We start from the raw sequence: 14,045 nt of genomic DNA, 5'->3' as shown, positions 1-14,045 counted from the left end.
TATATGACAAGCAGGGAAACCATTATGGAGTCAAATAAAAATAAGTCTTCTTATCATCAACTTAAGCGCCGGTCATTGGCGCTGCTCCTGGTTGTGCTGTTAGGCGGTAGTGCCTGTGTGGCCCTGGTAACACTCGCAAAAACCCCAAAAGACACCAAAGTAAAACAGGCACAGCCGCCACGGGTTTCCAGTACACCTTTAGTGCCCACTGACTATCAAACCTCGTTACACCTGTCCGGTGTATTAAAGCCTGCCGAACAAACAGACATAGCCTTTGAATTACCGGGCAAAATTGCCTGGCTAAACGACGCTTTTATAGAAGGTGGCATTGTTCATAAAGGTGCTCTGCTTGCCAGGCTGAATGCATTTGATTATCAGACCCAGGTACTCAACAAACAAGCGGAGCTGGCACTGGCAAAGGCCCACCTGTCAGAGCAGTTAGCGCTGGCCGATGTGGCGAAAAAAGAATGGGCCCGCAGCGCACATGTGACCGAGCTTGCACTCAGAAAACCTCAGGTTGCCAGTGCCCGTGCGCGCCTTAAAGCAGCCGAAGCCCAACTGGCACAGGCACAAAAAAACCTCTCACGAACCCACTACTATGCTCCTTACGATGCGCTGATAGCAAAGCGAGATACAGGCCTGGGTCAGGTGATTAAAGCCGGCCAGCCACTGGGGCAGCTGGTAAACCTGCACTATGGTGAACTGCATGTGCCCGTGGCAAACTTTGACAGGCCCTTTTTACCACAACTCCCCGCATCCGGCGTCACCGTCAGCGCAAGTGAGATAACGCGAACCGGTACCCTCACCCGCCATACCGGTCAGCTCAGCGATACCACCAGAATGGCTTACTATGTGATCCGAATAGACGATCCGTATGCGCTACACAGCGACGATCAGCCGGTGTATTTCGGCCAGTTTTTACACGCACACGTTGCTGGCGTCACGCTGAAAAACGTCCTGAAAGTACCCCAGGAGTGGGTAAAAAATGACACGCTTTGGCTTATGAACCCACAGCACAGATTGGTGCAATATCCCGCCAAAATACTGCGCCGGGAGCAAAGCAGTGTGCTGATCGTGGCACCACCGCGCACAGACTATCAACTGATCACACATCTACCTGACTATCCGCAAACGGGCATGCTGGTGCGCAGCGGCACGGATCATACCCAACTGGCAAGTAAAGGAGATAAGCAATGAGCCGGCAAAGCAAGTTAATTGGCTATTTTGTGCACCACCGTGTTGCCGCAAATCTGCTGATGCTGTTTATCGTTTGCATGGGCTTGCTGAGCTATCAGGGGATCCAACGGCAAACCTTTCCGGTTTCTGATAACAATAAGATTATCGTCACCGCCACCGAGCTGGGTGCCTCGGCCCGAGAGATTGAAGAAAATATCCTGCTCAAAATTGAACAGGCGCTAAAACCTCAGCCAGGCATTAAACGCCTCACCAGCCAGGCGACCCCCTCGCGTGGCCGGGTGGAGATTGAGCTGGAACATGGACAGAGCCTGGCATTGCGTCTGGACGAAATCAAAATGAAGCTCGATGCCATTGCCACTTTCCCCGTCGCTATGGAGCCACTGCAAATTGTTGAGCGGGCACAGCGTCAGCGCGCACTGAGTGTGGTGTTGTCCGGTCCGGACGACCCGCTTGAACTGCGCAAACTCGGTAATGAACTAAAAGCAGAGCTGTTGCAGTTAAAGGGGATCTCCCATGTCGACTTATCGGCCATTCCCGACTACGAGGTCGCCATAGAACTGTCGCCACTCAAGTTGCGCGAATATAACCTCAGCCTGTCTGACGTGGTCAGTGCGATTCAGGCACACGCCGACAACCTGTCAGCGGGCCAAATAAAAACGGCGCGTGGCAACATCTACCTGAGGCTGGCGCAACGAGGCTATCAGGGCTCGGCTCTGGCCAGTACGCCCATTATAAGAGGTTTGCTTGGCGAAACCGTGCAATTGCGCGATATCGCCACCATCAAAGATGGCTTTAGTGAAACCCTGGATGCGGGGCGCTTTAACGGCGAGCAGGCGGTTTATATTATGGTGCTGGCGGCCAAAGAGCAGTCACTTACCGATGTGGTGGCAAAGGTAAAGGCGTATGTAGAGTACAAGCGTCAGGCGCTGCCTGAGCACATCAACATTTACGAGTTTGTTGATGTCACCTTTTACCTGCAAGGGCGCCTCAATATGATGCTGGAAAACCTCGCGCAGGGCGCTATTTTGGTGTTCATCGTGCTGGCCGTGTTTTTGCGCACCCGCCTTGCTGTCTGGGTGATGCTGGGGTTGCCAGTTTCTATGCTGGGCGCTTTCTGGCTGATGCCCTTGCTTGGGATCACTATGAACCTGGTCTCCTTGTTTGCCTTTATCATGGTGCTGGGCATTGTGGTGGACGACGCCATAGTGATAGGCGAGAGCGTCTGTGAGCAGGTTGAATCGCAGGGCCATTCGCCAGAGCAAGTGATCCAGGGCGCGCAAAAAGTGGCCATGCCTGCCACCTTTGGTGTACTGACCACCATCGCCGTGTTTATGCCGTTTATGTTCAGCAGTGGTCCAAATTCGGGGCAGTTTATTGCCATAGCCGGAGTCTGTATTTTATGCCTGTTCTTCAGCCTGATTGAATCAAAACTGATTTTACCGGCACATCTGGCCGCAACCCGCTTACCGGCAAAGCCAAACAACCACTGGCGTAACCGCTTTAATAGCGGGCTGCAGAAACGGCTGAACACGCATTATGCCCCTTTACTCAAACATTGTATTCATTATCGTTATGCCGTCATTGCCGGGTTTTTCTCCTTGCTGGCCCTGGCCATCTGCCTGCCCGTCAGCGGCTTGCTGCGCTTTACTCCCGTGCCCAAAGTGCCGCACGATTATCCGTCAATTAATATTCAGATGGACCACAATGTCTCTGAAGCGCAAACTCTGGCCGCGGTTGAACAAATAGAAACCCTGATCAACCAGGTTGAGCAAGATATCCAGCTACAAACCGGGAAACCCATGATGGATGCCATGTATACCCGCATCGACCATCTGACTGAGGCCGAGGTGGTGGTGCCGTTAGTGCCGGAAGCACAGCGTCCGTTCGACACCTTTGAGCTGGCCAGACGCTGGCAAGCACACTTGCCAGATATACCCGGTGTGAAAAAGCTCACGATAGAATCAGATGTTATCGACATTGCCGAGAAAAGCGACCTGGAATACCGCCTGTTTGCCAGCGACGCTGACACCCTTTATCAGGCCAGCCAAGCCATGATTGACAAACTAAACCGCATTGCAGGTGTACACAGCGTCTACTCTTCTCTCAACAGTGCCCAGACTGAATATCAGATCCAGCTAAAACCGCTGGCACACCAGCTCAACCTGAGCGCCAGGGAAATAACCCGACAAGTTGGCGCCAGGTTTTACGGCCTTGAACTGCAGCGCGTTATGCGTGAAGGTCAGGAGGTGATGTTTAAGGTCCGGGGCGACCAGTCCGATCGCCAGCAGATAAGCGCACTGGCTCACACATTGATCACCCTCCCCAATGGCGAGCAGGTGTTTTTTGGCGATGTGGCACGCACCGTTGAAGTACCGGGCTTTGCCAGTATTAGCCGCGAGCAGGGATACCAGGTCGCCACCATCAGTGCGGATGTCGATGAACAGCACACAAGCCTTGCCCAAGTCACCGAATATATAGAATCCCAGTTGCTGAACGAGCTGACAGCAGCCCATCCGGGACTAACCACCCAGCCGGGGGTCGCGCTGCAAGCTCAGCGTCAGGAACAAAGCCAAGTGCTGATATTTGCTGTTGTTGGTTTACTGGTTGTCTACTGTCTGCTGGCATTGCCGCTGCAAAGCTACCTGCAACCTGTGCTGGTGATGTCGGTGATCCCTTTTTCCGTGGTTGGCGCACTGTGGGGACATTACCTGCTCGGCTACAGCCTGAGCATGATGTCGGTGTTTGGGATTGTGGCTGCAGCGGGCGTGGTGATCAACGACTCGCTGGTAATGACCGACGTGATCAACCGCCACAGAGCAGCGGGCCTGGATATAAAAGCTTCAGTGATCCGCGCTGGCATTGGCCGTTTTCGGGCCATTTTACTCACCTCACTGACCACCTTTTTAGGACTGGTGCCGATTATGTTTGAGTCGAGCTTACAGGCGCAGTTTGTGATCCCAACGGCCATTTCTCTGAGCTTTTCGGTGCTGTTCGCAACCGGAGTGACCTTGCTGATGGTGCCCTGTTTGTATGTGATGCTCGAAGATCTTAAACGCCTGCTAAGCACAAAGATCGTGCCACTCAAGTTGCTGCGAAGCTGACATAAAAAAGCCCGGCAAGGACTGCCGGGCATCCTATTTAAAACGCAGACAGCTATCTGATAACCGTTTCAGGATAGAAAAAAGTGCCCAGGCAGGGAGCGCAAGGGCACATTAAACGACTCAACAGGTCGAAGGGCAAAAGTTAGAACTGATAAGAGGTCGACACCAACACCTTACGTGGCTCACCCGGTTGTACCCACATCTGCGAATATGAGTTGGTAAAGTGCTTACGGTCCAAGGCGTTATGTACCTGTGCCTTAACCGACCAGCGCTCGCTTATCGCATACTCTGCGAACAGATTTACCGTTACGTAAGAAGGCAGATAGAAGTCTGTGCCACGCTGGCCCAGTCGCTCGTCCACATACTGCGCACCAATCCCCGCAGACAAGGCATTACCTGCCACCGAATACTGCTGGCTCAGCTGAATGCTGGCTGCATTTTCAGGGATATTAAGCAGATCGTCGCCTTTTTTAATGGCTACGCCCAGGCCAGTATCAATGGAGTCTTTGTCAACCTGCGCATCCAGATGTGTGTATGAGAATTGGATCTGGGCATCTGCCGGCAGCTGACCGACCACGTCCAGCTCAATACCCTGGCTGGTCGCCTGACCAATGGCAGCACTAAACCCGGGGTTATTGATGTCTGCAACTATGATGTTGGTCTGCTCGCTGTCAAAATACGCCAGCGTAATATCCAGATTGTTATCCAGCAGCGACCACTTACTGCCAAACTCAATTGACTCACTCTGGTTAGGATCAAAGCCATCGCCTTTATAGTCAGTACCAAAGTTCAGACGGTAGCCTTCCCCATAGGTTGAGTACAGTGACCAGTTGTCACTGAACTGATACACCAGGCCAAGCTGCGGGCTAAAATGTTGCTCAGACTGTGAGGCATTTTGCATTCTGACCTTGTCGTCTGTTGTTTGCTTTAACCAGTCAAAACGACCGCCAATGCGCACCTGAAATGCATCCGTCAGGGCAATTTGGTCCTGAATATATAAACCTGTTGCCCACTGGTTTTGCTGACGCACAATCACCGGACTTGGTGTGGGTGGCGTATGTTGACCATACACTGGCTGGTGAATATTAATGGCATACAACTGCGCATCGGTCGGGTTGGTGGCCAGCTTAGGCGCGCGGGCAACCCGGTAGTCACGGTCAAATTCAAATCGGTCGTAGTCAACGCCCACAATGATGTGGTGCTTGATGGCGCCAGTGGTAACATCTCCAGCCAGTTCGAAACGTGCCACATATTGGTCGGTATCGTAAGCGCGCTGTCTGTGCTGACGCGTCAGCGTCTGAAAGTCGAGATATAACTTTTGTCTGGACGGCGCGATATCGGCGTCACTGGAGAGGCTGTCCAGCTCTGTTTGTCTGAATGCCAGTGCGGAGCTTAGCTGCCAGTCGTTGTTCAGATCGTACAACCAGTTAAGCTGATGGCCATGCACCATAGTCGTGGTTGGGCCATCACCGGGCTCACCCAGAAAACGCTCGATGGGCATAAAGTCGAAGTTGCCATTCGGCGCGATGATGCCACGGTCAAATGGGATCTCCTGCTCGGCATATTCAAAGTCATAATGCCAGGTTGAATCTGGGCTCTGATCAAAGACAAATGAGGCCATTACGCCGTGCTTTTGTGTTTCTATGGTATCGCGGAAGCTGTCTTCCTCCTGATAGAAACCAATAAAGCGTCCGGCGACTGACTTGGATAGTACGGCATTCACATCCCCTTCCAGGCGACGGTGAGCCCGGCTGCCCGCAGTTAGTTCAAATTCGCTGGAAGACTCAAAGGTCGGCTTTTTCGTCACCAGGTTAATCGAGCCGCCCGGCTCTCCTCGGCCAAACAAGGCCGCTTTTGGCCCCTTTAACACCTCTACGCGCTCAATACCCGATACGTCGCGCGGACCAGAAAACCCACGGCCCGCGTTAAATCCATTAACCAGATAGCCGCTGGGCACATTTTCATCACCAAAAAAGCCGCGGATCGCAAAGCTGTCCCACAGACCACCCAGACTGTTCTGGCGACTCACCGACGCCGACATATCCAGCACCTGAGTGAGTCCGGTTACACCCGTTTTTTCAATTAATTCAGCGTCAAATTCAAACAAAGATTCGGGCGACTGGAGATGACTAAAGTTGCCACGATAGGCCTGACGCTCTCCCGTTACTTCAATCGTTTCAATGGCATTGTCAGCACAAACAGAAAACGCCGCAGCCAGAGACAAAGAGAGTACACTTAAACGACACGCAGAGTGTAAGGGTTTCATTATCAATCCTTCATTATGATATACTATAACAATTTTGCGCGAGGACTGTACCACGAATGCAGCCAAGTGTTAAGAAATAATCAATGAAGTTTTGTGTATTTGATATGACGCTTTTTTGATAAAAAACAAGCCAGTCAGGAGAGTGAGGTCGGGAGCGTCCTTGCTCCCTGTACGTATGTAAGTTAAACGGTTTTAACCCGCTTTTTGCGCAGCTTCTTCAAAGCGCTCAACGCTAAACGGCGTTAGATCCAGCGTGGTCTTTTTGCCCGTCACCAGCTCCGTCATCAACTGCCCTGTAATGGCTGAGGTTAGTATTCCGGTACGGAAATGACCACAGGCATTCAGATAGCCTTCAACGCCGTTAACCGGCCCCAGGATCGGCAGCTCATCCGGCGTACCCGGACGCAGTCCTGCCCAACAGCGCTTGATGCTCGACTCTTTTAAAATAGGTAAGCACTTCATTGCGCCCTGCGACAGCTCCTGAATTTTGTCCAGGCTGTTGGTGGTATCAAAGCCCTTCTCTTCGGTGGATGAACCGATCAGGATCTCGCCGTTGTCTTTTTGCGCGATATAACAGTCGCTGGTACTGATACAGCCGTTCATGATCTTAGGCATACGCTCTGAGAGTACAATCTGCCCTTTGACCGGATAAACTGGCATAGTACGCCCGGTTGCCTGCTGATACAGCTCATTGGCCCAGGCACCGGATGCATTGATCAAGGTATCGCAGAAAAAGGTTTGGTCAGCGGTTTTCACCCCTTCCACTACGTTGCCGTTGCGGATCACGGAAGTTACTTCGGTGTTCAGATACAAAGACACCCCGTTTTGCCGCGCGCCTTCCAGATAGGCATCAACCAGGCGATACGGGTTCACCTGATGGTCACAGATAAAGTCGATAGCGCCAATGGCATCATCCGTCACATACGGCTCTTCCTTTTTAAGCTCCTCGGCATCCAGCCAGCGTACCTGATCGGCCAGGTGCGGGATCCCCTGGGTGATCTGCTCAGCGTATAATCGGTCTTCTTCGTTATACATGATGAACTTCAGGCCCGTGCGCTCAAACTTAAAATCCACCCCATGTTTTTCCAGCATTTCCTGATGCAGCGCCGGATACATGTTGTTAGACGTCAAGGCAAACTCAAAAAAGCAGTCTGGCAGCTGGTGCGGGCGCATCACGGGTACTTCTTCACCCTTTGCTTCGCTGTGTAACTTAGACAAGGTTTTGAAAAAGATCACCCCACAACCCAGACCAACTGACTCGCCAATGGCCCACAGTCCACCAGCTGAAGCGCGCGACGCATTGCCGGGTTTCTTTAAATCAATTAACGCGATTTTTAAATCGGTATCGCGGCTTAAAAAGTATGCGCACGCCGCACCCACAGCACCGCCACCGGCGATGACAACATCATATTTCTTCATTGTGTTCATTCCATTAAGGTAAAGGGGATAGGATCAAGAGGAAAACGCGGTTTGATCACGCCGATATTTTCAGTCAAACCGGCCTGATGCAAATAATCCAGCGCATAAGAGCTACAGGTTTTACCCTGACAATCTCCCATCCCAATGCGGGTTCGCATCTTCAAACTGGTGATGTCTTTTACGCCCTGAGCAATGGCTTCGTCGAGCTGCTCCCGACGCACCTGCTCACACCGACATACCACAGTCTCGGGCTGCGCCAGAGACAACAGTCCGCTTTGGCGGTCGGAGAAGCGGTCAAACCCGAAACGGAATTTTTTAATTCGTGCCAGCTTGTTTTTGACTTTGGTAGAGCGAGCACTCAGCTGCGCCTCGGTGATTTTGCCACATTGCCAGGCCAGGCGTAGTGCCGCCAGCTGGCCTTCACAAATGGCCGCATCGGCGCCAAGCAGGCCATTACTGTCGCCGACCACAAATGCCTCGTGATTCTGACTCTGATGCCACTCATCCAGCACAGGCACATAGCCACTGACTTTACTGTAGTGGTGATCCAGACCCAGTAGCATAGCCAGCTGAGTGCGTGCAACAAACCCGTAACCCACACCAATGGCATCCACATCCACCTGCTGCGCCAGATCACGTTGCGCGCGCCATTGACTGTCGTAAGGTGCCACCTGAATGCTGTTCAGCTGCTCCTTACCCTGCGCACTGACAATACCCCAGCCGTACTTGAACGGAATTTTATGTTTTTTGAGGTAGCTCATCATGCTCATACCAGACAGCGTTAGCTTAGGTTTGTTAAGCAGCGCGACCGCTTCTTTGGCCAGTTTGGCAAACGGGCTGGCTTCATAGACACCCACCACATCAACACCCGCTTTATGCAGCTGACAGGCAACCAGAGGTAATAAAGGCCCGGTGCCCACCAGCGCCATGCGCTGTCCCGGTCTGACCAGGCCACTTTTAAGTTGTAGCTGGACACCGCCAAGCAGCATTACCCCGGGAAGCTGCCAGCCTGGAAACGGCACACTGCGCTCGTGACAACCCGTTGCCAGGATCAGGTGGCCATAAGGCTGACGGCTCAAACCTGAGTTATCGCTCAGCAACAGCTGATTGCTGCCTTCCGGACCCAGTACCCGCGTCTGTGTTTTAACTTCTATGGAATCACTGTGGGCCTGATAACGCGTTTGCAAGGCGGTCATGGCGCGCTTCAGATTGTCATCCAGATGTGGCAATGAGTCGGTCTGACGCAGTGGTCCGCGATAGATCACCCCACCCAGTTTAGGCGCTTCGTCGATGATCACTGACTTTAATCCATGGCGTGCCAACTCTGCTGCTGCCGCCGTGCCAGACGGGCCGCCGCCAACAATCACCACTTTATCGTGTGTCTGGCTAGTCATGTTTGATCCCCTCTTCCTTGAAACGATTAGTCAGGGTTTCAACCGACATTTGTGGCTCCACCAAAGTCTGGCAGGCACGCTGCTTGTGCTTTGCATTGATCTTAACCTGGCAGCAATGGCACACGCCCATGCCACAATAGGCGCCCGATGCAACGTTGCGGTCGTTTTCCATCACTCTGGCATAGTTTGCGGCCAGCAAAACCGACAGTACGGTTTCCCCTTCACAGGCCTCAACCGGTTGATCATCGACGGTAATTTTAAAATTGCGCGAAGGCAGAGGCGTAATGTCTCTGGTGCGCTTAAGTGATTTCATAGCTTGTCTCTCTCGTGTTGTGATACATCAATCAGGCGCAATAAACGCGCTTGATTTACAGGACAGGTGAGAGCCATTGACGCTGAGGGCAACTTAAAATGATAATTAAAAGTTAACTGCTTAAAAGTGTATAACCGTTTTCCCGGTTCCTTTCGCTCGCCTATGCCCTATTTTAGGCACATTCAGCTCATCTCCTGTGAACGAGAGAAGATTAACCCGGAATAAACAATTAAGCTATATTTATTTACAATGAATAAACGTAAATTGATCTGGATCCGGGCATGCTGGTTTTTGCAGCATGGTCTGATCACTTTACGAACTGATTAAGCATACTTTTACCCTAATCAAGTTGATGAGATTCCGACCAAACCCGCAGCTGCTCGAGAATATGCAGTGCCGAGCGGCCAAACTCAGTCAGTTCATAGGTGACCGCCACCGGGCGTTCATTTACAACCGTGCGCAGCACCATGCCCCGTGCTTCGAGTTCTTTAAGGCGCTGATCAATCATTTTTTTGCTGGCACCGCCAAGCATTCTGGCCAGATCGTTAAACCGCACAGGTTCATCTTTAAGATGATAAATGATCGATCCCGTCCACTTAGAGCCGATCAGACGCATGCCTTTTTCGATGGCGCAGGGTTCCAGACAGGCATTTAAAACTTTTTTCCTGCCCTTACTATCTGTTTTAACAACACTTTCCACAATCACAACTCCAAAATCAGGGTGGTTACCAAAAGTAAACTAATTGAATAAACGCTATAGGTTACTATTATAAACCACACAAGTTATTAAGCCTACTGGAGAATAAACATGAACAAAGCCCTGATCATAAACGCCCATCAGTACTACCCATTTTCTGAGGGGAAACTGAACACCACTCTGGTGGATAAAACGGTCTCTCACCTCAATGCCAAAGGTTATGAGACCCGGGTGGTTACTATGGCTGAGCCGCTGGATATTGAGCAGCAACTTGAGCTACATCGCTGGGCCGATGTGGTGATCCTGCAATCTCCCATTAACTGGATGGGCCTGCCCTGGTCATTTAAAAAGTACATGGACGAGGTATACACCGCAGGCATGGGCGGCGCTTTGTGTAATGGCGATGGCCGCTCGGCAGACAACCCCAAAGCCAATTATGGCCGTGGCGGAACACTCACTAACACACGTTATATGTTGTCTGTAACCTTTAATGCCCCGGCGGAGTCGTTTAATGACGAGCACGAGTTTTTTGAAGGCAAAAGTGTAGACGACTTACTATTTCCGGCACATATGAACTTTAAGTTCTTTGGCATGCAGTCTATACCTACGTTTAGTTGTTTTGATGTGATGAAAAACGCAGACATTGAGCACGACCTTGCACGCTTCGAAAGCCATTTAAACACCCACTTTTAAGGAATACTCATGAGCCAGGCATACCAGTACACCCAAAAACTTCACCCCGGCAGCCCGTTTCCGGATATTCAGGTGACTTTGCCCGATGGCAGCACCCGCCCTCTGGCACAGGCCAATAATGACCAGCGCTGGCAGCTGGTGCTGGTTTACCGGGGTCGCCATTGCCCCTTATGCACCCGCTACCTCAACGAGCTTGAGCAATTCAAAGATAAGCTGGCCGCTATCAGAGTCGATATTGTTGCCGTGTCGGGCGACAGCCTGGCACAACTGCAAAGCCACAGCGAGCAGCTGGATGTGTCTTTTGAGCTCGGCTATGGCCTGAGCCTTGAGCAAATGAAGACGCTGGGCTTATTTATTTCTGATCCGCGCTCAGCACATGAAACCGATCATCCGTTTGCGGAACCCGGACTGTTTGTCGTCAATGAAGCCGGCAACATCCAGGTGACGGATATCTCTAACAACCCGTTTGTTCGCCCGGACTTAACCTCGCTGGCCAACGGACTGGCCTGGATCCGCGACCCGGATAATAACTACCCCATACGCGGTATGCACCGCTAAGCCGAATTGCGCTGGAGAAAAACCATGTTTACCTATTATGAACCCGATACGGCACCAGAAGAATCGAAACCGCTGATGGAGCAGTCGCTGGCCAGCTTTGGCATGCTGCCCAATCTACACAAAATACTGGCTGAGTCGGCCGTCACCTATAAGGCGTATAACGACACCTTTACCGCTTTCATGCAGGACAGCAGCTTGTCGGCGGTTGAACAGCAGGTGGTTTTTATGACCGCCAACTACCAAAATAACTGCCACTACTGTGTGCCCGGCCACACCTGGATGATGAAATCTGCCGGTATGCCCGAGGCGCTGATCACCGCACTGCGTGAAGGCACAGCGCTGCCCGACAGCAAACTGCAAGCACTGCAGGACTTTGTAAAAGCCTTGCTGGCCAAACAGGGCCACATTGGCGATGACGCGCTGAATGCGTTTCTTGCTGCCGGATATAACAAGCAGCAAGCGCTGGAAGTATTGACCGGCCTTGCTGCAAAGCTTATCTCCAATTTTACCAATGCCCTGGCCAAAACCGAGCTGGACTCGCCCATGCAGCCCTATCAGTGGACGCACCCGGATCGACGTTAATCACCAGCGTTAATATGCAACATAAACCATGAATGTGAATGCTTTGCCACCATTGCACCGCAAGCCTACACAGCACAGGCCGCTTAGCGGCGGCCTCACCCATAGCAACACTCTGCTGACAAGAGATGACGGAAGCCTCTGGGTATGTAAACGCTCACTTGGCCGAAATCATGCAGGGCTGGAAACTGAGGCCTACGTGTACACCTTGCTGAAACCCACCCGCTTTGCGCAGCCGGTTGAACTTCACCAAAGTGAAAATGGCCAGCAGACGTTGTTACGCCCTTATATTGAGGGAACAAGCATGGCCGACTGGGCTGCACTCAATCTTGAGCAGGTTATCGGCCTGCTCAAACAAATCCATCAGATAAGCGCACCACGCCACGGCAAAATCAGCGCCCCAACCTCGCTCATCCTGAACCCGGCAAACCACCTCACCGCTGTCTGGCGATATTTTCGCAGCCGCCTCACTGAACGGGCCAAACTGAGCGAGTTCTACCACTCGCTATACCCGGTATTGCAGGCGCACCAGCCTGGTTTTGACCAGCTCAGCACATTTACGCTCAATCATGGCGACTTGCACCCCGGCAATCTCATCCTTACGCCTGCTCAGCAGCTCATCCCCATTGACTGGGAGCGCGCCCACTTTGGCGATCCGGCCTTTGATTTGGCCCTGCTCAACTGGCACGGCGATGGCCCCATCGCCGATCAAGCATTACAAACCCGCGCTATCGCGCTTTACAGTGAAAACCCGGCAGAACAAACAAGGCTTAAAAAACGCGTAGCCTGCTGGAGTCTGTTGCGCCTGTTCAACGATTACCTTTACCTGACACACAATAAATTAAGAGTAGAAAAGCTGACGCGGTTCGAAAGTGAACTTACACAGCGCCTGAATGGTGTTTTATCTGCCGCGGAATAGCATGTTAATTTTGCGAAAAAGAAGCACACGCCAAGCTTTTTGTCCTCATTCTCTATAGCGTTTATTGGTAATCAGTTTACTCTGAGCTGATGCTCGGTAAACCTAACTTTTTAACTAGCCTTATAAACTGCTCGTTTGTATACGGCCCAAACACAAATTCATCGTGCTCTGCAAACTTGTGGTCTTTAATTTTATCAATGTAATAAAAGCCACATGCTTTATATGGGCAAGCATAAACTGATATGAATTTTTCATTAGCTGTGATATTTACAGGCTCATCAATACGCCCAATATATCCGCCTTCACCTAGGCTATATCCTAACGTCTTAGTACCATCGATATAGTAAACCTCATAAGGCGACTCTTCCCAAGATGGCGAGCACGCAATTAGGAGTAATGACACAAAAACTAGAAATCTTCTCACAAACTTTCCTGCATGCTAATACCCGCATAAAAGGCTGATAATGCATGGCCATACTATAAAGCGAAGAGGAACCGGGCCAAACGTTAGCAATCCTTCTCCTTATACGCTTGTTATATGTACAGCAACTCCAAATCTGCGTCATTAGGTTCAAACAACTCTAACCAAAGAGTAACGCCTTTTTCATCACTGCACTCTATCTCAAGACAATCGTCATAAACATCAATAATTGTTCCGACATCGCCTATCTGAGGAGCGCGCGAACCAAAGCTTTGCTCTGAATGTTGAAACTCTTTGTTTAGAGACTTTATTCTTACGACTGAGTATTGTTTCATTCAGTTCTCCAGCACAAGACTCCTTTAGTTGTGACGCCTGTTTCTGCTTCCAAACCGATAGACCGGAAAGGCGCTGCTGTATCTTCTTGATACATCATCTAAGGTTCCATATTTGATCTTTTTCGATTAAAAAAGAGCTGGACCCCATTGGTT

13 protein-coding genes are annotated in these 14,045 nt (G+C 51.2%); 6 read left to right on the top strand and 7 right to left on the bottom strand.

Annotation, left to right across the window (positions count from 1 at the left end):
* Nucleotides 1–24 precede the first annotated feature (24 nt).
* Complete coding sequence (locus tag TW77_RS20370) at nucleotides 25–1,197, top strand: efflux RND transporter periplasmic adaptor subunit (RefSeq protein ID WP_046006813.1); 1,173 nt, start codon at nucleotides 25–27, stop codon at nucleotides 1,195–1,197.
* The gene (locus TW77_RS20365; protein ID WP_046006812.1) at nucleotides 1,194–4,298 is read left to right on the top strand and encodes an efflux RND transporter permease subunit; all 3,105 of its coding nucleotides are present in this window, start codon (nucleotides 1,194–1,196) and stop codon (nucleotides 4,296–4,298) included. Before TW77_RS20370 ends, TW77_RS20365 begins: the two co-directional genes overlap by 4 nt.
* 142 nt (nucleotides 4,299–4,440) lie before the next feature.
* On the opposite strand, the gene TW77_RS20360 is transcribed toward TW77_RS20365, so the two are convergent.
* The 5 genes from TW77_RS20360 to TW77_RS20340 form a co-directional block, all read right to left on the bottom strand.
* The gene (locus tag TW77_RS20360) at nucleotides 4,441–6,564 is read right to left on the bottom strand and encodes a TonB-dependent siderophore receptor (RefSeq protein WP_046006811.1); all 2,124 of its coding nucleotides are present in this window, start codon (nucleotides 6,562–6,564) and stop codon (nucleotides 4,441–4,443) included.
* 192 nt (nucleotides 6,565–6,756) lie between these two features.
* Nucleotides 6,757–7,983, bottom strand: coding sequence for an NAD(P)/FAD-dependent oxidoreductase (locus TW77_RS20355; protein WP_046006810.1), 1,227 nt, complete (start codon nucleotides 7,981–7,983; stop codon nucleotides 6,757–6,759).
* 5 nt (nucleotides 7,984–7,988) lie between these two features.
* On the bottom strand, nucleotides 7,989–9,377 hold the full coding sequence (locus tag TW77_RS20350; RefSeq protein WP_046006809.1) for an NAD(P)/FAD-dependent oxidoreductase: 1,389 nt from the start codon (nucleotides 9,375–9,377) through the stop codon (nucleotides 7,989–7,991).
* A complete protein-coding gene (locus tag TW77_RS20345; protein WP_046006808.1) occupies nucleotides 9,370–9,690 on the bottom strand; it encodes a 2Fe-2S iron-sulfur cluster-binding protein in 321 nt (106 codons plus the stop codon). Before TW77_RS20345 ends, TW77_RS20350 begins: the two co-directional genes overlap by 8 nt.
* Before the next feature lie 340 nt (nucleotides 9,691–10,030).
* Entirely contained in the window at nucleotides 10,031–10,390 is a 360-nt protein-coding gene (locus tag TW77_RS20340) for a winged helix-turn-helix transcriptional regulator (protein ID WP_046006807.1), read from the bottom strand.
* 108 nt (nucleotides 10,391–10,498) lie between these two features.
* Between TW77_RS20340 and TW77_RS20335 the strand changes: the two genes are divergently transcribed.
* From TW77_RS20335 to TW77_RS20320, 4 genes are read left to right on the top strand one after another with little or no spacing between them, the layout of a single operon-like run.
* A complete protein-coding gene (locus TW77_RS20335; RefSeq protein ID WP_046006806.1) occupies nucleotides 10,499–11,080 on the top strand; it encodes an NAD(P)H-dependent oxidoreductase in 582 nt (193 codons plus the stop codon).
* 9 nt (nucleotides 11,081–11,089) lie between these two features.
* Nucleotides 11,090–11,638, top strand: a complete 549-nt coding sequence (locus TW77_RS20330; RefSeq protein WP_046006805.1) for a redoxin domain-containing protein — start codon at nucleotides 11,090–11,092, stop codon at nucleotides 11,636–11,638.
* A 24-nt stretch (nucleotides 11,639–11,662) separates the two neighbouring features.
* A complete protein-coding gene (locus TW77_RS20325) occupies nucleotides 11,663–12,220 on the top strand; it encodes a carboxymuconolactone decarboxylase family protein (RefSeq protein WP_046006804.1) in 558 nt (185 codons plus the stop codon).
* 28 nt (nucleotides 12,221–12,248) lie between these two features.
* Entirely contained in the window at nucleotides 12,249–13,136 is an 888-nt protein-coding gene (locus tag TW77_RS20320; protein WP_046006803.1) for a phosphotransferase family protein, read from the top strand.
* A 76-nt stretch (nucleotides 13,137–13,212) separates the two neighbouring features.
* Here the strand turns inward: TW77_RS20320 and TW77_RS20315 are convergent, their stop codons facing one another.
* Nucleotides 13,213–13,560 carry a hypothetical protein gene (locus TW77_RS20315; RefSeq protein WP_046006802.1) on the bottom strand — a complete coding sequence of 116 codons (348 nt, stop codon included), beginning with the start codon at nucleotides 13,558–13,560 and terminating at the stop codon, nucleotides 13,213–13,215.
* Between the two features lie 110 nt (nucleotides 13,561–13,670).
* Complete coding sequence (locus TW77_RS20310; protein ID WP_046006801.1) at nucleotides 13,671–13,892, bottom strand: hypothetical protein; 222 nt, start codon at nucleotides 13,890–13,892, stop codon at nucleotides 13,671–13,673.
* Nucleotides 13,893–14,045 lie beyond the last annotated feature (153 nt).

Source organism: Pseudoalteromonas rubra, from assembly GCF_000967655.1.
Taxonomy (GTDB): Bacteria; Pseudomonadota; Gammaproteobacteria; order Enterobacterales; family Alteromonadaceae; genus Pseudoalteromonas; species Pseudoalteromonas rubra_A.
Note: the sequence above shows the minus strand (reverse complement) of the source record. Positions and strands in the feature narration are given on the sequence as shown.